Origin of the sequence: Methanosarcina horonobensis HB-1 = JCM 15518, assembly GCF_000970285.1 — an archaeon.
Taxonomy (GTDB): Archaea; Halobacteriota; Methanosarcinia; order Methanosarcinales; family Methanosarcinaceae; genus Methanosarcina; species Methanosarcina horonobensis.
In genome coordinates, this window is record NZ_CP009516.1 from 3,900,826 (window position 1) to 3,921,603 (window position 20,778).

General features: G+C 40.9%; 15 protein-coding genes and 2 tRNA genes. 3 read left to right on the plus strand and 14 right to left on the minus strand.

The genetic code is table 11. The features are described from left to right. The 3 genes from MSHOH_RS17015 to MSHOH_RS25360 all read right to left on the minus strand — a co-directional run bounded on the left by MSHOH_RS17015 (position 1) and on the right by MSHOH_RS25360 (position 8,010). On the minus strand, positions 1 to 6,672 hold the full coding sequence (locus MSHOH_RS17015) for a DUF2341 domain-containing protein (protein WP_048141466.1): 6,672 nt from the start codon (positions 6,670 to 6,672) through the stop codon (positions 1 to 3). Positions 6,673 to 6,750: 78 nt separating this feature from the next. Continuing rightward, positions 6,751 to 7,374 carry an RNA-guided endonuclease InsQ/TnpB family protein gene (locus MSHOH_RS25355; RefSeq protein WP_239451032.1) on the minus strand — a complete coding sequence of 208 codons (624 nt, stop codon included), beginning with the start codon at positions 7,372 to 7,374 and terminating at the stop codon, positions 6,751 to 6,753. Continuing rightward, on the minus strand, positions 7,375 to 8,010 hold the full coding sequence (locus tag MSHOH_RS25360; RefSeq protein ID WP_239451033.1) for an RNA-guided endonuclease InsQ/TnpB family protein: 636 nt from the start codon (positions 8,008 to 8,010) through the stop codon (positions 7,375 to 7,377). A 321-nt stretch (positions 8,011 to 8,331) separates the two neighbouring features. Between MSHOH_RS25360 and MSHOH_RS17025 the strand changes: the two genes are divergently transcribed. Continuing rightward, positions 8,332 to 8,643: a hypothetical protein gene (locus tag MSHOH_RS17025; protein ID WP_048141468.1), complete on the plus strand. Its 312-nt coding sequence runs from the start codon at positions 8,332 to 8,334 to the stop codon at positions 8,641 to 8,643. A 92-nt stretch (positions 8,644 to 8,735) separates the two neighbouring features. Here the strand turns inward: MSHOH_RS17025 and MSHOH_RS17030 are convergent, their stop codons facing one another. The 11 genes from MSHOH_RS17030 to MSHOH_RS24075 all read right to left on the minus strand — a co-directional run bounded on the left by MSHOH_RS17030 (position 8,736) and on the right by MSHOH_RS24075 (position 17,614). Then, positions 8,736 to 10,703, minus strand: a complete 1,968-nt coding sequence (locus tag MSHOH_RS17030) for a bifunctional polysaccharide deacetylase/glycosyltransferase family 2 protein (protein ID WP_239451034.1) — start codon at positions 10,701 to 10,703, stop codon at positions 8,736 to 8,738. A 310-nt stretch (positions 10,704 to 11,013) separates the two neighbouring features. Then, the gene (locus tag MSHOH_RS17035) at positions 11,014 to 11,421 is read right to left on the minus strand and encodes a DUF1699 family protein (RefSeq protein ID WP_048141472.1); all 408 of its coding nucleotides are present in this window, start codon (positions 11,419 to 11,421) and stop codon (positions 11,014 to 11,016) included. 115 nt (positions 11,422 to 11,536) lie between these two features. Beyond that, positions 11,537 to 11,692, minus strand: coding sequence for a hypothetical protein (locus MSHOH_RS24770; protein WP_204245346.1), 156 nt, complete (start codon positions 11,690 to 11,692; stop codon positions 11,537 to 11,539). Between the two features lie 1,904 nt (positions 11,693 to 13,596). Next, a tRNA-Leu gene (locus tag MSHOH_RS17040) sits at positions 13,597 to 13,681 on the minus strand. 93 nt (positions 13,682 to 13,774) lie between these two features. Then, positions 13,775 to 13,862 (minus strand) — tRNA-Leu (locus MSHOH_RS17045). A gap of 257 nt (positions 13,863 to 14,119) precedes the next feature. Then, a complete protein-coding gene (locus tag MSHOH_RS17050; protein WP_048141474.1) occupies positions 14,120 to 14,920 on the minus strand; it encodes a DNA-directed RNA polymerase subunit D in 801 nt (266 codons plus the stop codon). 72 nt (positions 14,921 to 14,992) lie between these two features. Further along, positions 14,993 to 15,373 carry a 30S ribosomal protein S11 gene (locus MSHOH_RS17055; protein WP_011034088.1) on the minus strand — a complete coding sequence of 127 codons (381 nt, stop codon included), beginning with the start codon at positions 15,371 to 15,373 and terminating at the stop codon, positions 14,993 to 14,995. A gap of 2 nt (positions 15,374 to 15,375) precedes the next feature. Next, on the minus strand, positions 15,376 to 16,044 hold the full coding sequence (locus MSHOH_RS17060) for a 30S ribosomal protein S4 (protein WP_048141476.1): 669 nt from the start codon (positions 16,042 to 16,044) through the stop codon (positions 15,376 to 15,378). Positions 16,045 to 16,066: 22 nt separating this feature from the next. Further along, complete coding sequence (locus MSHOH_RS17065) at positions 16,067 to 16,555, minus strand: 30S ribosomal protein S13 (RefSeq protein ID WP_082089398.1); 489 nt, start codon at positions 16,553 to 16,555, stop codon at positions 16,067 to 16,069. Between the two features lie 322 nt (positions 16,556 to 16,877). Further along, positions 16,878 to 17,333 (minus strand): GNAT family N-acetyltransferase, encoded by a 456-nt coding sequence (locus MSHOH_RS17070; protein ID WP_082089399.1) that lies wholly within the window; start codon positions 17,331 to 17,333, stop codon positions 16,878 to 16,880. A gap of 47 nt (positions 17,334 to 17,380) precedes the next feature. Further along, the gene (locus MSHOH_RS24075) at positions 17,381 to 17,614 is read right to left on the minus strand and encodes a hypothetical protein (RefSeq protein ID WP_158024228.1); all 234 of its coding nucleotides are present in this window, start codon (positions 17,612 to 17,614) and stop codon (positions 17,381 to 17,383) included. Positions 17,615 to 18,043: 429 nt separating this feature from the next. On the opposite strand from MSHOH_RS24075, the gene MSHOH_RS17075 reads away from it, so the two are divergent. Together MSHOH_RS17075 and MSHOH_RS17080 are read left to right on the plus strand one after the other, a co-directional pair. Then, the gene (locus MSHOH_RS17075) at positions 18,044 to 18,832 is read left to right on the plus strand and encodes an ABC transporter ATP-binding protein (RefSeq protein ID WP_048143594.1); all 789 of its coding nucleotides are present in this window, start codon (positions 18,044 to 18,046) and stop codon (positions 18,830 to 18,832) included. 4 nt (positions 18,833 to 18,836) lie between these two features. Further along, complete coding sequence (locus MSHOH_RS17080; protein ID WP_048141480.1) at positions 18,837 to 20,510, plus strand: hypothetical protein; 1,674 nt, start codon at positions 18,837 to 18,839, stop codon at positions 20,508 to 20,510. Positions 20,511 to 20,778: the final 268 nt, after the last annotated feature.

A 20,778-nucleotide genomic window follows, 5' to 3' on the forward strand; every position in this document is an offset into this window, starting at 1 on the left:
TCATCTCTTATAGCCATTGCCTTTTAACCAATTTTGCCCCCATTCTACTGCTTTATCATAAAAGTCTCTATTAGGGCTGATGCTATTAATTTTGTTTTCAAACGAGGGATTACTCACTATTTCAGCTTGCTCAATAGCTCTTGATTGTTTTCTTGTTAACGGTTCTCCTCTGTTTAAAACGTACAATACGTCAAATCTATCTCCATGCTGATAAATTCTCTTTGTCGGATTATTTGTAATTCCAACATAGACATTTTCACCGTCTCGGACACCATAATACACATAGGTGTTTGCTTCTCCTACCATTAAAGACTCTGGAACATTATCAGAAACTTTTAGTGTATCTCCAACATTATCCACCGCTTTTCCGGCATCTGCAACAGTATCTACAACTTCGACACTTTTCTCGATGGCCTTTGTTGTATCAACAGCATTATCAATCCCATTAGTAGCTTTGATTGCTTTTACCCCAAGCCCGCCACCGGTTGCAATAGGTACAACAGCACATACTCCATCTGCACCAAGTGCTCCCCAGGCCCACAGGTCGGATGGATCCTGCCTGATATCATTCAAATCCATCAAAATAAATGCGACATCAAGAGCACTTTCAACATAATGCCCGCTCGGATCACTATACTTCACAGGATTATTCAGAGCATAAGAGTACCTGTTCAATACCTGCGGATTATACGGATCAGGAAGCATCGTATCAGGCTGAACAAAAATACTGTACTCAGGCGAATAATATCTTGCGCCGTAGTACATCAACCCTGTATCGGCATCATTTTCCTGACCTGTGAAACCGTATTTCTCAAGACCGCCTGACCTCACCTGACCGTATGGGAAGTAATCGGTGCGTTCGACTTCAACACCATTTTCGTCAATCATCAGAGAAGTGCTGCCGAGGTGGTCGGAAAGGTACCACTCCATGCCTTCGGATGTTTTCTTAGCTATGCGCTCGTCATTAAGGAAGAAGTAGCTGATGACAGTGCCATTTTCAATTTCGTAGAACTTGTTTACATAATAAGTGAATTCGCCAGTTGAGTTCTGTTTTTTGATTCTCTGGCCATTTGCATCGTACCAGTACTTTTCCACAAGGGAATTGTTAGCCGAGTAACGGACTTCACTCAACTGGTTTGCATCGTTGTAGACGTAGATGAAATCCTCATCGTCGATCAGGTTTCCGTTTGCATCATAGTCCAGGTCGTTTGTATCATAACCCAGGCTGCCTACACTATAAGTAACAGGAGCATGGAAAGGTGTCAGAGAATATTCATAAAGTGCAGTTTCTTCAATAAAGGGAACGGGGCCATATGTAGCATCGTTAATCTCGATACGGCCATACTGGTCGTAGGTGAAGTCTATCAGGTAGTTCAAGTTCACCCTACTACCTGAGTACATCTCGGCACTGACAAGCCTGTCAAGATCGTCGTATCCGTAGGTTTTTACGGAATTCTGGGCATTGTCCACAATCTGCAGGACATTGCCGACGTTGTCGAAATCGTAATTGAGGTCCTGGAGGCCTGCGGAATAGATCCTGTCCAGCAGCAGTTTTTGACTGTCGTAGGTATAGGTCGTGACCACGCCGTTGGAATATTCCTTTCTTGTGATCTGGTTCCTTGCGTTGTAGTCAAGGTTGTCGATCACGCCCTCAACGCTTTCAAGAAGGGTCTGGTTGTTGTATCTCAGGTTGACACTTGCGGCATTTGGATAAGTGATCCTTATGACCCTGTCCATACTGTCATACTTGTAGGATGTGGTATAACGTGTGCCGTCAATAGTTACAGCTTCATCCTTGACTCTGTAGCGCAGGTCGTAGTTATAATCTGACGAAACATTTCCTTTTTTCACCTTTGAGAGCGTACCATTAAACTTAAGGTCATATGTGAAACTGACATCCTCATCGTTAGGGTAATATATTGAAGTAACCCTGCCCAGGTCATCATAACTGAGAATTGTTGAAACTCCCCGAGCATCGGTCTGGTTGACCAGGTTGCCGTTAAGGTCATACTCATAGGTCCAGCTTCCCATGTCAGGGTCATTCATTGCCACTTTCCGGCCAAGGGAATCGTAGGTGAAATAAACGCTGGGTGGCATCTGAGGGTCGTTACAGCCCGGCGAAATCTCTATGAGGCTATTAAGAGCATCGTAACCATAAGATGTAACGTAGGTTTCATTCCCGTTGAACTCATAGACCCTGACAACATTTCCGAAAACATCACTTGTTAGTGTTTTATTAACCCCGTTCTGATTGGTAATCGTAGTGTTGTCAAGTTTGTAATGATATCTCAGAGTAGTGCCGTCAGTATTGGTGATGACCGTTGGCCGTCCGGTTGCATCGTATTCATAGGTTACGGATAAGCCGGATTGGTCAGAGTAATGCGGGACTTCAGCGCTTTCCACAAGGCCCAGTTCGTTATATGCAGTATTCTGGATAATCCAGCCGTCTTCTCCTTCGTACTTTTTCTGGATCAGTTGACCGAAGCCGTCGTATGAATCGGTGGAATCGAACGTGGAATAAGAATAAGACGTGTTTGTTGATCCTTCATCATACCCGGTTTCCGTATCTCCAACTACATATGTAGGTTCGAATGATGCGAACTTACGGACATATATGTGTGAAAATCTAATGTCATTGCCATTATCCCATGTACCTATATATATAGAACCGGAAAGATTGTTTGCATAAGTACCAGAAAGATTGAGTTTGTCACTAGATAGCTTCTGTAAGTTATTCGATGAAGAAAATGAAAATCTATCCCACACACCAGTAGACCATGATGGTCGGGCTTGTGCAATTGGAATAAAACTAGCTGACGACGAAGCATACGTTATTGAAGTGCCCGTCCATCCAGTGCCGTCTGGATATGATTCTATACGGTATGAGAAACGTGCCAACTGATTATTTGGCTCCTTGACCTCAAGTGACATACGTGGTCCACCGAAATAGCCAAATGACTCAAATTTCATCAGTCCTCCAACGGTATACTCCGTACCGGAAAATTTGTTAAATGTATTTACATCGTTGTTTGGTGTCAGTCTGAGTACTTTGTCTCCACTATCATCAATAATTGTCGGCGAACCTATTGTATTCCATTTAGCAGTATCTAGTACTCCGCTCTCAAAATCGTCAAAGAAGTCAAAAACCGCATTACCGTTTGATGCCGAAGGTACACCAGAGTTACCATAGTACATATTGATAGTTGTACCATGTATACCATCTATCTCAGGAACCTTTACCCAGACCTTTGCTGAAACGGAATCTGTTTTCTCTTCAATCCAATATGGAAGTGGAATGCCGTTATCATCAACAAAACGAACATCATCGAAATCCGATTGCATTTCAGGCTCGTAAGCGACGTCGAAACTCACCTGGTAATCAGTCAAAGTGCCATCTGCAGACGGGGAAATTGTGATAGTTTTATAATTCTTGAATATGGAACCATTAACGATGTAATTGTTCTCTTCACTACCGCAGTCCTTTGTTTTGGTTAATACTTTTTCAGGTGCTACACCATCCTGATAGTACGTGTACTCTGTAGATGGAGAATCAAGTGTGTCGTCGACTTTCAGCATCTTCGATATTCTGTGCAGGTCATCATAGACATATGCCGTAGAAATACCGTTGCTGTCTGTTATTTTTGTTATCCTGCCAAGATCGTTGAACTCATAGCACTCTTTTTGACCCAAGGCGTTTTCAATGGAAGCAGGGTATAAGTGGTTATCATCATATTCTATGTTCTTTGAAGCCCCTTCCGGATTTGTAATCTGGATTATATTTCCATAGTTATCATAATCGTACAAAACAGTGGGATTATCTCCCATATTGTTCCATGATATTGTTTTTGTGAGTTGCCCTTTGCTTATGGCACTGTTATCATTTGTTCCGTCATAATAGTACCATGATTCGCTCTTCTTTGTCTGATTTGAATCTTTCAGCCATTCATGCGTTTTTTTCCCGAGAATCCACGGACCTTCCGCATTGGCATATTCATAATAAAGATATTTTCCATCCCCAGTAGTGTTCACATCACCGTAATCTGTTATGGAAAGCGGGTTCCCGTAATCGTCATACTCATTATATTTGATGAAAGAGGACCAGCCGGCTGAACTGGTTGGGCTCTTAACAAGCCCGTCAAATTGTGTTTTAGATATCGAGTCCAGCAAAATCAGGTTAACATCAGGATATGTTCTCTGAGCAGTATATTCCATGTTCGAAGAACTGTAAAGGTTTCCGTTTTTGTCCCATACTTCAGTATGATTCTCAATACCTTTCAGCACATTGTCCTGGTGGAAAAAGTGTTTTATTATCGAGTATTCGTTTTCAACAGTGACCTCACCAAATCCTCTGAATTCGATTTCCTCTGGTGGATTGAAGTATTGCATTCCGTTTTTATAAGTGTAATTTGTTGTTGAAACTACTCTTCCGGTGCCTGTAATCCCATTATCTCTTGTCACACTGCTTGTGACCCACATACTCATGGACAGATCTGAAACGCCGTCGTTTCCAGTGTTATCAAAATTTGTGGAAGGTTCATATTTTATTGTTGTACTTCCGCCGGTTGGATGCTGTATTTTTTTGAGCAGACCTGGGGTTTTGTAATCTTCTGTACTATCGGTGTTAGTGTTTATCCAAGTATAGCAGCAACTAAGACCGTTTCCTTGAATAATATCTGTCAGCCCGTCCCCGTTCAAATCTGCAAAGCGCACTCCCAGGCCTTTGGTATAGCTTCCGATTAATGTAGGAGGATTCCATGAATTTTTCTCTTCCCAACCATCACCGGTATTTATCCAAGCGTTGTAGGTGGACCCTTCACTATAAAGATAACCCTTGAGAATATCTACTAAACCATCTCCGTTAACGTCCGCCAAGCAGATACCAATTGAAAGGAGGGATACTGGGGCTCCCCAGGAATTATCCTGTTCCCATCCACTGCCATTATTTAACCAGGCAGAACCGTACTTAACGAGATCAACCAATCCATCTCCATTGACATCAACGAGTCGTATCCCTTGATCACTTCCATCATATGAAAAACAAACAGGGGGGTTCCACGAGTTATCCTGTATCCAGCCTTCACCGGTATTGAGATAGGCATCATAGTATTCATGAACATAATCACTTTTGTAACCCTTAATTATATCAGCTAATCCGTCTCCATTGATATCTAAAACTCTTACACCGCTATCACTTGACCAGCCAAAATCCAATGGAGGTGTCCAGGAGTTGTTTTGTTCCCACCCGACACCAGTATTCAACCAGGCAGAAGAAATGTAAGATCCGTTCTGGATAATATCAACCAATCCATCTCCGTTGACATCTGCAAGGCGGGCTCCTCCATCATGGGTATAATGTCTGAAATATGTTGGTGTTTCCCAGGAGCTGTTCAGTTCCCAGCCATCTCCGGTATTTATCCATGCCGAACAACAAACTGCGTTGTTACTAGCTATATAACCCTGAATAATATCTTCTAATCCATCGCCGTTGATATCTACCAACCTTTCTCCTCTGTCTCTTCCTCCTCCGAAATCAATCGGGGATATCCATGAACTACTCTCCTGCCATCCTTCGATTATAGAGCCATATTCAAAAATAGTGGGAGGGAACTCTGCATTGTTTAGCCCTGCTTTTGTGATAGATGTAAGATATAGTTTTGACTGTTGTGTGTTGTAATCAAGATCATATTCCCAGAGAATAGTTTCATCGTTCTGAACGGTGATGCTGGATATTAAACTATTTTCACAAATTTTATTCCCGTATTCATAAACCGTGAAGGAGTCTGGTTTTTCCGTGAACTCAAAATCAATAACTGCATGATTGTCATTATAAGTTATGCTGTCAAGATATGTGCTTCCTATTTCCCCGCTTTTCGGGTTTTCAAGATACTTGTACTTAATCTGGTTGCCATTAACATCTTCTATTAAATCGAGCCACCATTTACTAACATAATTTCTTGATTCAACGGAGTTTCTTTGTTCGGAATCACTGTTATAACCAAAACGGTATTTTGTTCCATCCGGCATTTTCAGGATCCAGTAGTCCCCAAAAGAATTGCTGCCTGTTGTACTTTTTTCAATTTTCATAAAACTTTCGATTTCTGTGTGATATGACTCATCTTCCTCCACATAAACAAGTTTGTAAGTTGAGCCGTCCAGAACAAGAATAAATCTATCATCACTGGTGTTATCAGGAGTATATCTGGTATCTCTGATGACACAGTTTTCATTCAATGACCAGCCCATCCCCAGTGAACCGTATGTTCCTCCAGAGCCCATAGCACTGGAGTATGTTAAAGAAACCTTTGGTTCCAGGCCAGCTCTTCCTTTTAAAGCTTCAATCGGATAAGAATATACAAAAGAACCCGTAAATAGACTTGCGTCAAAGTAATCGTTTTCATTCTCCAGGGCCGGACTAAGATATGCTTTTGCATTCCCTAAAGGTTCGATATCATCTTCAGAAGTTGCAGTTAACACAGTATCTTCAGAAGCAGTTTCTGAATCATCATCCACGCTTTCACTATCAAGATCGGAAATTGCCTCACTCGTTTCCTCTTTTTCTACTGCATTTTCGTTATTTTCCTCATATGAATCGAAATCTGCTTGTGAGCTCTCATAATTTCCATCTTGACTTGTTTCTATGTTTTCAAGACAATATACGTTAGGCGTGAGCAATATAACTAGCAGTGAACTACCCCTCTCTGTCCAATCCGGCAAGCCGGATTGTCTGAGGAATGGGATTCCTTCGAGTATTTACGTCATTTGTGGAAAAGATTCTGAGAACCTTTTCGACATCGGTAAACCTGTTTGTCGAAGATTTTCAGCGAATTGCTGAAAGCTCGTCCACAGAGCATTTTGCAATAGGAAATTATACATGATATTAATTGTAGAATTCCGATCTCTATCAATATAATTCCCACAATCACATTCCATATTTCGCTTCCATAACGGCATTTCATGAAGTTTTCCACAAACATAACACATTTTGGAAGTATAGCTTTCATCAATTTTTGTTACTCTTTTACCTATAAGTTCTGCTTTATAGGTCAAAAATTCGATAAAGCGAGATAAATAACCTTGATTTTGAGTTGATCTATTTTGGGCTTTTTTCCTTTTACCTTTTAGTTTTTTGGATTGAGCCATTTTCTTAACATCAAGTTTTCCAATAATAATAGTATTAGCTTTAGTGTTGTTTACTATTTTTTTGGATAACTTATGTTGGAAATCTTTAAGCTGATTAGATTTCTTTTTTTCCATTTTCCTATAATTTCCATGAAGTTTTACCCATTTCCGGCTTTTCTTTTTACAATGATCCCTTCGGGATTTGATAGAGTCTATCTTAGAATTCCAATACTTATCCGGTCTTGGACTTTTCACTTAATGGATTTTTCCTTTGAGATTGATACACGTTACTATCTTAGTTATACCTGCATCTATAGCTTGATACTGATTATTATCAACATATTCAGGAACAGCTACTTCATAGGTTATAGAAACGTAGAAATCTCCTTTCGCTTTGAAAGGATCATCATTATAGATTTCCACTTGTTTGATGTTAGGAAATACTTTAGAAATCTCAAAATCAAGTGAAACATTATTTACGTTATGAGAAAAAATAATCTTATTCCCATATAATGTTTTTAATAACCTAAATCCACTTTGATTATATACAATAGTTTGGAAAAAGTTTCTACTTCGGAAATTAGGAGATTTTGCAGTAACATCTCCATTTTTCCTTAGACCAAAAAAGGACTTATAATTAGCGTCAAGTTTTTTAAGAACTCCTTGTAGAGTTTTTGAATACACTACTTTGTATTCAGGATTCTTTTTCTTGAACTCTGAAAGCTTGTTCTGTTGATCTATATATTTGACACTTTTTCGTTTCGATTTCCATACATCTTTTCTTTCAGCTAAAGCTAAGTTATACAGAGAACAACATCTATCAGAAAGTTCCCAAAGAACTTTCAGTTGATCCTCAGTTGGATGTATCTTAACTCTTGCCGTCAGATGCATAGTTGTATATAAATGGACGGTCTAAGAATAAATAAACTTGCAGAATTAAGAAAAGGTTTATGTTTTAAATTTGCAGAGTTATATTAACTATGGTGCGAGGCTCCGCTTTCATCCCCCACCTGTCCGATCCGATAAATCGGATCTCCCGAGGAAGGGGACTTCCCGCTGTGCCTCCGCACTCCCAAAGTTAAACAGCCTATAAAAGCAAATTGACCGACTGCGGTACCTATATTTACCTAATATAAGGCTGCATTTCGAGAGTATCTGAATTTTGAAGAACGGACAGATTTGCAAGTATGAGGTAGAAACATTGAGAGATTGATGCTCTCCAGTGAAGAAGTTGGTAAGGACTGTTCTACAGATCTTCTGCAGTATATTGAGGAAAACTGTGGAGTTATAAAGACTTGCTGCAAGAAGCTTGTAGATAGAACTCAGTTTGAGTTTGCATACGTGTTGGACAGAAAAAGGTTTTTTTATAAAGTAGTAACGGTTTATTCAGAGATTAAGAAGCAGAATAGATGGATGAAAATTAAACCAAAAGAGAGTGCGAGGGATGCTATTCGACCGCAAGAATTCTACGGACTGGACCCTCACCCCTGCCCTCCTGGTTTTTCCTCATTTTCAATATCATAGAAAGTGAGGACGAGAAATATCGCTCAATAAAACAGAGTTGCAAAAAAAGGGGATTGACCCCATTAAGATATACTTTTTGTAATCTTTTTCCATTATCTCACCACAAAGGTCTTTGCACCGAACTTAACTTTTACTCCTTTTCCTGTCAGGTAGCAGAGGAAAAGGCTGCTGAGTACTACTACTTTTATTGTCGCGTAGATCAATACATACGGTATCAGCATTACTAATAATCTTTTGTCTTTGGCAAACAATGGGCCGATGTATATGATGTACAGCATTATGGAGAATGCCAGACAGAGGATTCCACTCATCAATATCAATGGGATGTTCTCATATTGAAGTATTAAGCACGGTATTGACATGATCAGGATGATAGAACAAACCCCAATAATATATCCTGAGTAATTGAATATCATCCATGGGTTCTTTATTGCCCATTTTTTGTGGAGCCTCCATAACTGGAGATTGCCGTACCACCATCTCTTTCTCTGTTTATACCACCCTCGAAGAGTCTCAGGTGCGTTTGTGTAAACCATTGCTTTTGGTTCTTGAATAATCTTAACGGAGTTTTTAAGAGCCTTGATTGTAAAGTCTGCGTCTTCAACGATAGTTTCGCTACTGAATCTAACTACATCGCATACTTTGCGCCTGACAGCGGTAAGAGGACCAGGGCATACGAGAATACTGCCGGACAAACTCTGAAGGTGACGGGTAATATCCTGCTCTGTGCGGTATTCTATCATCTGGAAGTATTTCATGAGTCCTTTTTTTCCGCGGTTATCGTGGATATACACATTCCCTGCCACCATCTGGGCATCTTTATTCTCATTGAGACATTTCATTAAAGAGCTCACAGCATCTGGGGCCATATACGAGTCTGAATCCGTAAAGATCAGGATGTCTCCTTTTGCAATCTCAATCGCTTCATTAAGAGCGTTTGCTTTTCCTCCGTTCACTTTAAGATCGAGAAGTTTTACGGGATATTTTGAGATAATCTCTGCAGTTCTGTCACTGGAACCATCATTAACAGCGATTATTTCCATTTCTCCTTTGTAGTCCTGGTTAAGGATGGCCTGGAGGCATTTACCTATTGCTTTCTCTTCATTATAGGCAGGGGCGATGACGGTGACTAGCATCGGATCTTTCGGGTCAGGATCTTTCGGGTCTCGACCATCTTCAAGTAAGTATTTATTTTGTTTTCTTTTCTTGTGCCGTTGTGATAACAACTTCCATATCACAAAGAATGAAAGTGGCAGTAATGAGGTTATGATAAAGAACCCGAAATATATCTCCATTATCTTATTTACATTTATATTTCCGATAGTAGGGTTGTCACCTTTCCTTGATCCTGCAGGGATAACTGAAAATGCAACCTGTCCTACTGATTCATACTGAGTCAACTTGGCCATGTCGGAGACTACTTCTGGTCGGGTATTCACCTCAATATCGTCTACTCTGACGGTGATATTCATCTCGTTAGTCGATGATAAGTAATCAGTGAGAAACTGCTTTGTGTATGGATTCCAGTCCTGTACATGGAGCAGAATGGTTTCTGGATTTTCTTCCCTGATTTGCTCGGAAGCTTCCTGGTACCGGGGGTCGTCAAAGCTTTGCATTGTACTCCACTCCCAGGTATATTCGTTTCTATTGGATCCACTCGTTTCGAGAACGGGTAACTGTGTTGAGATTCCATTACTCTCTATTTTCTGTTTTAACGATTCATCTACTATTCCATTGATGGGTTCTTCTGGAAGGATAAATGCCACAGGAACAATTCCGGCTTTTTCAAAGACTTCTTTCCCCTTTTCTATATTTTCTTTTGTCTGCAATGGCGTTAGGATAGAATAATTTTCATGTGCCCATCCGTGCATTCCCATAAGAACTCCTCTATCCTGCGCGTCCCTCAGTGCATCGAGAAGTTTCGGTTCTTCCAGAACTGTAGTACTTCCTGGTGTGTTGCCGTTTAAGTGATTAAGTCCCGTGTAAAGAAATAATCCAATTGAAAGAGTGACCAGTACCGCCAGAAGTAATGAAACAATCGGCACAAATTTGTTTATCATGCGATTGCTGGACGAACTCGTAAACTTTTTCTCGTTTTTCTCTTTTCGAGCAAATATAATATCTGGCTGATGTATCACTTTTGTTTTTTGAAATTTTACAAAATCTCCGATATGTTTCCTCATCATATGTAACCCCACCCAACAGCCTACCCCATTTGACTGCTTAGTTACTAATAAATTTAAATGAATATTTCTATGTAATTTTGAATGATAGTTAGTATCTGGTTTATCCTGAATAATTTCGATTCAATACTTTTTTATGTTTAATCTCCAGCAAATTCTTAAGGCTTATACTTTAGCCCATTTGAGTTTAAACAGAGATTTCCCTGGTTAGAATATAAGCGACCATTTCAGGATTCAGCTTACTCTCCCTTGAAACCTTTTTCTCAATCTCCTCAGCGGCTTTACCTTCGTTCTTCATTTCCTTAATCTTTTCAATCACTGAGGATGGAATTGCGTAGTATTCGTTTATATCTTTCCTGTGGCCCCAGACATCTCCTTCAAGGAGCTGAATTCTCTGCATTTGAAGGAACATTTCTATGGATTTTGAAACTGTAGCCTTATAGGATTTAGGTACCTGAATTACCTCAATTTTCGGGCATGTTTCAACCAGTCCAAAGAGGTCCTTGTTTGAAGGCCTGAAAGCCAGGTGAACAAGACGCTCATTCGGATTAAGTGTAAAGATCTCTTCCCTTGAACTAACCACTCTTATTCTCATATTTTTCCCCCACTGTTATGTTCTTTTTTGATTTGAGTCGATTTTAGTTTTTAATTGCCTTAGGTTAAAAGTAAAAAGTAAGGAAATTCTACTTTTTACGATGAAACTAATAAATTTATGCAGATATGCAAGAGGGAACTGCTCCTCTCTTCACGCTTTCCTGAGAAACTAAAAGGCATTTAAGTGTACAGTAAATTGCCTTTTCCTCCACTTTCTTCAGGACTATAAACTCATTCCCACAAATTGGACATATTTTTGTTACATACTCCATTAAGCATCACCCACTAATTTTTCGATTATTTTGACCGTATTCTTGTAAGATTTAGAGATCTTAATTTTTAGGCAGGTTTCTACCAGCCTAATTATCCTTGTTTTAAGGCCTGAAAGCCTGGTGAACAAGCCGCTCTTCAGACATTACGTAAAGATTTCTTCCCTGAGACTAACCATTTTATCCAGGTGTCACTTTCATATTTCCCTTCCCCACTGTTAAGTTCTTTTTTGGTTGTACCCACAATATACTACATATACTTATTATATAAAGTTAGCTGATTGAACTAACTTTATTTACATAGTATTCTCTGAATATCACTCATATAATTATTAGTAAATGGGTCTAATAGAGCTTTAAAAGAAATGAAAACGATTTTTAAGGTTATATTTTCTATTTTTATTCCGAATTCTGCTTTTTTTATTGCTATAATTATTTTATAAGATTTAGTGAATTATTTTATTTCCAACTTCTTTCAACTTTTAGTGCTTCTACAAGATTCGTTTCGATCATTTTCACGTACATAAATCCACTCCATTGGTCACGGTTAAGAACTTACTTCCATCCACCAATAGTATCCTTCATATCATCTTTTCATTCCAACCATTTTTCCCTAAACCTTTCATTGATTGCAATTCATTTTTAGAAAAAGATGTATTTCTTATCAGGAGATGTAAATAACAAATCAAAGTTTCCATATTAAAGGCGATTAATATTGGAAATTTATGAACTGCAATAACTTATTCCTTATAGATGGTGGAGATAAAGATCTAAATAAGACCAGTAAACAGGAAGCCAGTATACAGACAGCATAAATAAAACGTTATCAGACAACTTTAGTTTGCTGAAGAAAGTTCAATAATTGAACCCTTTTTTATTAGGTGCCTTCAACTTGCTGCTTTTTCTTGCTTTCATATTCCTCTTGTTTGCGTAATTAACATAAGTTCATCTCTATTACCTTTTTAAAAAATAAAAGTCAAAATGAAATCTAATAAACCCCAAGGAACTAGAAAGTTGGATAATGTGAAGGAAAAATTTCTTATCTCAAAAATTCTCTTGTACCTTATCTCTGTTTTTCCTGTTGAATGTTTCTCTCAATAACTTGTTAACTGAAGCTTAAATATCTGACAGTATAATAAGAGTTTACACATTTTCCAACTTTTTGGGCATGCAATGACCCATCTCTAAACTCGCATCCGTAATAAAAAAGTAGATGTTTGAGACACTCAATTTCAGCTAATGAGTTTATGCTTATTATCTGGAATTTTAAACTCATATATTTGTCTCAAAATCAGGGTTTTATAACAGGTAATACCCATTTTACCAAAATTGTGAGAACAGCAAATATAATAATAAGCCAAATTACCCAACCGGGTAAATTTTCGGGCGTGTCAACCATAATAATAGGTATCTCAGGATTATATAAAAAGGCATATAGCTGAAGTTATCCAGCTGACCTTTGCACATTGAAAGATGGTTTCTATCTTTATCTGTTCTTTATTTAAATATTATTTTACTGTTAAATTTCTTCTCTTTTTTCTTGAACCTTATAAAATATCTAGTTCTGTATGTTAGACTCTGAATCTGGTGCCTTTGACGTAACTTCTTGGAGCAACTAAGTTTTTTATGGGAAATTTGATCTAACATTTTCCTTTGAATTTCTCTCAATAAACTTGCCAACTGATGATTAAATTTAAAAGAATATAATGAAAAAATTTAGCTATTTTTTTGGTATGCTTTGGCCACTTCTAAATATATATCTATATCAAAAAATTAGATGTTTAAGACACTCAATTTTAATTTCTAATGAGTTTCAAGATTTGAAATAAAAGCTAAGTAGGTCAAACAAGAGAGGAAACAAGAAAAAACATGTATAAACTTTCTACAAGATATAGAAAAAAGCTTGATGCGAGGGGTGCGATTCGAACGCACGAATTCCTACGAAACCAGGCCCTCAACCTGGCGCCTTTGACCTGGCTGGGCAACCCTCGCATTTTGATGGAACAGATAAATGGACTTTAAGATTTTATTATAAAATTATTCTGTGAAATGAATTGAAATTAAAGTTAATAGTATTAAGAAATCTGGTGCGAGGGGTGCGATTCGAACGCACGAACTCCTACAAGACTAGGCCCTCAACCTAGCGCCTTTGACCTGGCTGGGCAACCCTCGCATCTTGTTTTACTGCTAAATTACGGCGCACCTTACGCCTTGCACTTCCTCACAATATCATGGATAATATATAAACGTTTCGAGTCGTGAAGGAAGCTGTTAATAATTATTGAAAGTTCAGGCAGTAAAGGAAATATTTCCGGAGGTATTTTGGTAAAGAAATCTTCCGGAAAGAGGAGTTTTCCGGGACCAGAAAGGAAAAGAGGTCCGGAAAAATTGGTTTGGACCCGAGGGGTTAACCCCAGGCTGGACCGAAGTTCAGAGCTGGTTCAGAATTGTCAGCATTCCTTCAGCTTTGCCCTTAACCACGTTTGCGGCGTTAAGGACAAGGTCTTTAGCCGTATATGAACCATCTGACTCCATGGTAAAAACAAAAGCGTTTTCGTAGAAGTCCACTTTTATAGCATTGATATCACATACCTGCTCGCAGAGCCTGCAGAGGGAACATTTTATAACATCGTCCTCAGCAACCCTTGCTCCTGCTTCTTCAACCCTGATAATGCCCTTTGGGCATTCTGCTGCACAGTGCCCGCAGGCATCGCAGTTCTCAATGGTTATAACAGGTACGTTTTTGTAGCCGCAAGCAACGCCTGCCTGCCATTTTACGCTGTCTCTGCCGTAGCCCATGTGGGCGATAGCCTCGAGCACGAGCTTCTGTCCCTTCTTCAGCTCAACAATAGGCACGTTTGGATCCGCTGGCTGAATCTTTGGGTCAGAAGAGATAAGATCTCGCGAATAAACGGTTCCGGGACCTTCTGCACTGAGGGTTAAAGAAACCTCGCAGGCAGGGCAGCCTTCTCCTCCGCAGACCTCACACTCAGCCTGAGGCATATACGTCTCTATATCCGTTACAAGCGGGATTAAGGAGAGACGGAGAGCCAGCTGTTCATCATAGAGCACGGAGGTGTTGTCATAAAGGTTTACATACTCAATTGCAAGAGTGGGTACATCGGCAACCATGGCACGCCGGATGCCGTTAGCAAAAGCCGTGCTTACCTTAGACAGCACAAACTTTGCAGATCTATCCGATAACTCCAGAATGTCTACTTCCATCGTCATATACCTTAATTCCCCTAAATTTTGAATATCTTAAAAAAAGAGAATTTTGAAGAATTCTCTGAATATTTCTTTTTATACACGCCTTCCGCCTTTCGGACGGGTACCGTCGTGCGGGACAGGAGTAACGTCCTCGATCCTGCCAATGCGAATTCCTGCTCTTGCAAAAGCCCTGATTGCAGCCTGTGCACCGGGTCCCGGGCTTCTCTGCTTGTTTCCTCCGGGAGCTCTTACCCGGATATGAATGCCGTTAATGCCCTTGTCCCTGAGCTGGTCAGCAAGCTGGCCTGCCATCTGCATTGCAGTGTAAGGAGAACTCTCGTCCCTTGCAGCCTTTACAACCATACCACCAGAGGACTTTGCAATAGTTTCTGCCCCGGTGATGTCGGTTACTGTAATAATTGTGTTGTTAAATGAGGATTTGATGTGAGCTACAGCCCATTTCATGTCTGCCATAATTACTTCCTCCCGCCTCTCTTCTTCTTACCGCCGGCACCGCCGCCTCTTTCAGCAGGTCTTTCTCTTGACTGCTTTGCCTCGGCAGCAGCTTTAAGGGTTGTTGCGCTGTCTGCAAGGAAGGATGCGACCTGGACAGGCCTTTCGGGGTGAGATTCACTCACAAGAGGGGAAGTTCCATAGTACCCGATATGCATCTCATCATCCTTTGAGACCAGCATTCCCGGAATTGTAGCTTTTCTTCCGTTAATTGCAATATGGCCGTGGGTAATGAACTGGCGTGCCTGAATAACGGTCCTGGCAAGCCCGAGGCGGAGAACCTGGGTCTGGAGCCTCCTTTCAAGGATATTTTCAGTCTTTAAAGAGAGAATATCGTCAATATTAGCATCGGATTTTATAATGCCGTAGCGGATAAGCTTGGAAAGAATTTCTTCGGACTGGGTCCTGTAGTGCCCTTCAAGTCCTCCTTCCTGCCCGCCGGAAGCTACCTGTGCAAGAAGTTTCCTTGCTTCGGACCTGTACATCCTGAGCGTACTAGCTGCTTTCCAGACTTCCTTTTTGTTCCTGAGGCCGTATGCCTTTATGAGTTGAACTTCACTAGCCATCCTGGCTTCCTGCCAGGGGTGCTTGGGAGTCTCGTAGCTTTTACTTTTTTTACCTGGATATGCCATTCAAATCACCTTAACCGAAAAATTACTTCTTCCTGCTCACACCGACAGTTGATCCGCGGCGGCCTGTGGATTTTGTCCTCTGTCCTCTGACTTTAAGGCCTCTCTCATGTCTGAGACCTCTGTAGGCACGGACCTTCTTCAGGTTGTTGATGTCTTCCCTGAAGGTCAGAACGATATCTGTTCCGAGCAGGTGCTTGTCCTGTCCGGTGGCAAGGTCTTTCTGCCTGTTAAGCATCCAGGTAGGGACAATCTCTTCGAATTTTCCGATTGCAGCGTCGAGTTTGGCTACTTCCTCATCAGGAAGGTACCCAAGTGTAGCAGTGGGGTCAACACCTGCGCCCTTTGCAATAAGGATTGCAGTGCGCCTTCCGATTCCGGGAAGGCCTGTAAGAGCATACTCTACGGGCTTTGCCCCCTGCAGGTCGGTATTCATAATCCGAACAAGATGCCTTAGTTCTTCGTTGTTGTTTTCTTCTGCCATATACTTCCTCCGTTGGAGTGCATGCAGCATCCTGTAGCCCCTGACCGAATACCCTTAAAGAATACGCGAAAACTCAGGAGCAGCTCTCAATAGGAGCTTCTTTACAGCATATACTGATGAGTTCTTTTACATGCAGCTGCCAGTATATAAGGATATCTGCGCTCGCCCCTCATTGAAAGCGAATGTCCGGCAAGATTGAAAGCTGATAGCGGAAGAATTACTGAATAATGAAAAGACGTGAAGAAAGGACGCATAATTAGAATTATGCTAAAATCGGAATGATTTTTCTGCGTATGCATGCCCGTGAAGATAAGTAATTTATTCTTTCTTGAATATTGTTTTTTTCTGGGGATTAAAAGTAACCAGCTTTCGGGTCAGACATAAACTTATTTAATTTGGCCATCGCAGTACGCATCTTTTTAAAACCGCACTTCATGTAAAATCCCTCCCGCCCAGGAGCAGAATACAATATTATGTTTTCCACAGGCAATTTATCACACAACCTGTCAAGCATTCCTTTTCCGATACCCTTCCCCTGATACTCGGGCAATATTACCATATCATAAATGGCTGCCTGATATTCACCATCGCAGAGGGCACGACACATACCGATTAGTCTGTCAGAATCATAGACAATTACAGCTGCATAACTTGCCTCAAATGCCCTCCTCAGTTGTTCAGAATCACGTTTTTGCTTGCCCAGCGGAGCTCGCTCAAATAGTACGGAAGCTTCTTCCCAGTCCACGGCCTTCAACGAGTCACTAAAAGTAAGATGTGAAGTGTCTGCAGGAAAATCATCATTTACCATTGCTACTCCGTAATTACAAGCACCTATCAGTTTAAAGCTCTTTCACATCAAAAAATAGAATTGAGACAAATAGGTCTGCCCCGTAAAATCCTCTTACCCGTGCTTACGTGAAGCCTGCCAGTGGTAGGATGAAGAGAACGTTGTATTGCTGAAACTCTTGCCTGTAATACTGCAACCGCAACTGTTAAAAATTCCATTAAGACCATGGACAGTTCCTCAATGAACCCTGAGGACCTGCTGACTATAGCCAGGCCTGCAGTCATAACACTATAATTTATCAAGGTGAGGGAACCTGGGAGTATGAATCATCCAGAGTAGTAGAATTAGGGGATTTACTCCTTTGCCTGAATGAAGAGGAAATTGTTGAGAGGGAGTACAACAAAAAGAATTCTGTATTCTCATCTATTTTTTGGGGGCGGGTCTGATGGCACCAGAATCAAACGCCTTCGCTACCCGGAACGGTTGCCTTATTGAGAAGATTGTCAGAACTCTATATCCTGCTGCTCATTTCAGAACTCCAGGATATCTCTGGCAGCTCCTTAAATATTTGAAAAACAAATTCCTAAAATTATCAGTTCATAAAATATTTTAAATTATATATTGCTCGATCTTTAATATACCACTTTGGCGGTTTTTGCAAAAACACCCTAATTATAAATAGGATAATGAACCTTAATATGCCTTTTATGGTAATTACAGCAGGGGACGCTATGAATACAAAAGGAGAAGCAGTGGTCTCCATTCGCGATCTAACCATGAGCTATGGTGCCAATCAAGTATTGCGTGGCATCAACCTGAATGTCTTTCAAGGGGAAATCATCGGTTACATTGGACCCAACGGTGCCGGCAAGAGCACCACGGTTAAAATAATATTGGGCCTCATAGATGGTTTTAAGGGGCAGGTTAAAGTCCTGGGGGAGGACATAGCCGGCGGCGGGATTGAATACAAGCGTAAAATCGGCTATGTTCCCGAAACAGCCGAGGTCTATGACACCCTTACCGCCCATGAATACCTCACATTTATCGGGGAAATGTACGGCATGGACTTCAGGCTGGTAGACCGGAAAGCTCAGAAGCTCATGGCCTTATTTGATATTGCCGATGTGTATCATGCCCGCATCGCCTCCTATTCCAAAGGCATGAAGCAAAGGCTGCTAATAATATCCAGCCTCCTGCACAATCCGGACATCCTGTTTTTTGACGAGCCTTTAAGCGGGCTGGACGCCAACAGCGTAATGGTGTTCAAGGAAATCATGACCGACCTGGCCGCCCAGGGTAAAACCATTTTCTATTCCTCGCACATCATGGACGTAGTGGAGAAGATAAGCAGCCGCATAATCCTGATAAATAACGGACAAATAGTGGCCGACGGCTCATTTGATCAATTAAGCCAGAAATGCCGCGAGGGATCCCTGGAAGAAATATTCAACCAGATTACCGGTTTTAACCGGCATAAAGAAATAGCTGATGAATTCATCGCTGTGCTGGGCGAGGCATAGTATCATGAAAGATTTCACCGTATTAAAATTGCTGGACAGATTCTATTTCCTCTTTAAGAAAATGGGGGTTGATTACCCCACCATGCGCCGGATTCTGCAGGTGCAGCTCACCATGGATGAGCGCCGGGTGCCCACCATTCTGACCGATCAAAAAAAGACCCGAAGCGGCAACTTCTTTAAATCATCGCTAATTACATACGGAATTCTGGGGTTTTTTATTGGCCTGTTGATGCTGGTTCCTTTTCCGCTCTTTTATAAAATGAACCTGGCTTTCGGGATTATTATATTTATGGTGATGGCCACCATGATTTCAGACTTTTCCACCGTTCTCCTGGACGTAAAGGATAAAAACATCCTGCTGCCCCGCCCGGTTGACGCCAGAACCATCAATACAGCCAAATTACTGCATATTGTAATCTACCTCTTCACCATTACCATGAGCATTTCAGGGTTGGCTCTACTGGCCGGGCTGTTTAAATATGGGGTGGCCTTCGCTCTAATCTTCATGTTCGAACTGGTGTTGATCTGCTGCCTGGTAGTCTTTTTCACTTCGATTTTGTACATGGCTGTTTTATCCTTCTTTGACGGCGAGAAACTGAAGGATATGATCAATTATATTCAAATACTGCTTTCGGTTTTTATGCTGGTCGGCTACCAGTTCATGGGGCGGATATTCAACCTGACGCGCCTTACCGTCACCTTCCATCCCGCCTGGTGGCATTTCCTCATCCCCACCACCTGGTTCGCCGCCCCTTTCAGCCTATTTATCGAGCGCAACTCCAGCCAGTACTTCACTGCTTTAAGCCTGCTCGCCCTTATCGTCCCGACCGCAGCTACGGTCTTATACATGACCCTGGTTATTCCCTATTTTGAAGGCAAACTGCAAAAATTGAACAGCAGCAGTATGCGCGCTAACAAAGGTGCAGCCATCAGAGAAAAAATACAGCGGGCAGCCGCCAACCTGCTTTGCTTCAGTCGGACGGAAAAGGCTTTTTATCAATTCACCCAGAATATGCTGTCCAATGAAAGAAAACTCAAGCTGCAGCTGTATCCACAGCTGGCTTTCGCCATGGTCATGCCCTTTTTAATGCTGCCCGGAATAATAAGGGGTGGGGTTTCTTGGTCTGACATTTTAGTTGACCTCGCCAACAGCAAACTTTATCTGGCTGTTTACTGGTCCGCTATTTTTCTGGCTTTTACAGCCACCATGATCAGCTCCAGCGAAAATTACAGTGGTGCCTGGATTTACCGGGCTTTGCCAATAGAAAGCCCTGTTCCGCTTTTAAAAGGTTCCTTAAAGGCTTTTATAGTTAAATTTGTCATCCCAATTTACCTGTTGATCGCCTTAATATTCGTCCTCTTATGCGGCTTAAAAATCATCCCCGATCTTATCCTTATATTTATAAATATGATTATGGTCCTGCTCTTTATTTTTAAACTGAACCGCAAGGAACTCCCCTTCTACCGGGATTTTCAAGTCACGCAGGGTATGAACCGGGTGGGGATTATGCTGACTTCAATGCTGGTATGCGGGTTATGCGCCCTTGTTCACCTGCTGCTTACCTATGTCCCTTCCGGGGTAATTCTGAATATTGTCCTGTCGCTGGTTATCGTCATGGTTTTATGGCGCAAAAGCTTCAACATCACCTGGAAGGAAATAATTAAAGACGCCATATGACAGAATATATTGGAGAATATATAGACATTTGATTTTTGAATTTACAGAAAAACTTATACACTACCGTAAGGATTCTAACATCTTTTATATAAAAAATGTAAAGATTCAGAATCTTTTTCATAACCTGATTTAGGGTATTTCACCAAAAAATCACCAAAGTAATGGATACACAGATTTTATTTGAACCTGCATATTTTTGATGTTTTTGAGCTAAAATAACAGTATACTTACACTAAACTGCATAAAATACACAGGTTTTACAACTAAA